The organism is Arthrobacter sp. CMU6 (assembly GCF_059090205.1).
Window position 1 is genome coordinate 1 of record NZ_JBNHFL010000116.1, and the last position, 298, is coordinate 298.

Annotated in this window: 1 protein-coding gene; it reads right to left on the reverse strand. The window is 63.4% G+C overall.

Translation table 11 applies throughout. The annotated features are described in order from the left end of the window. The coding region (locus AC5RWD_RS23310; protein ID WP_494022280.1) for a phosphate ABC transporter ATP-binding protein at window positions 1-298 on the reverse strand (298 nt) is incomplete at both ends.

Here is a 298-nt window from a genome sequence, read left to right on the forward strand (position 1 = left end):
GTGGGTGTATCGCCGTATTCGATCAGCTTGCCCGGCTTGCCGGTGCCGGCGATGTTGAAGAACGCGGTCTTGTCGGACACGCGGGCCGCCTGCTGCATGTTGTGGGTCACGATCACCACTGTGTACTGCGTCTTGAGTTCCTCGATCAGGTCCTCAATGGCGAGCGTGGAGATGGGGTCGAGTGCCGAACACGGCTCGTCCATCAGGATCACCTGCGGGGAAACCGCGATGGCTCGGGCAATGCACAGGCGCTGCTGCTGGCCGCCGGAGAGGCCTGATCCGGGCTTGTTCAGCCGGT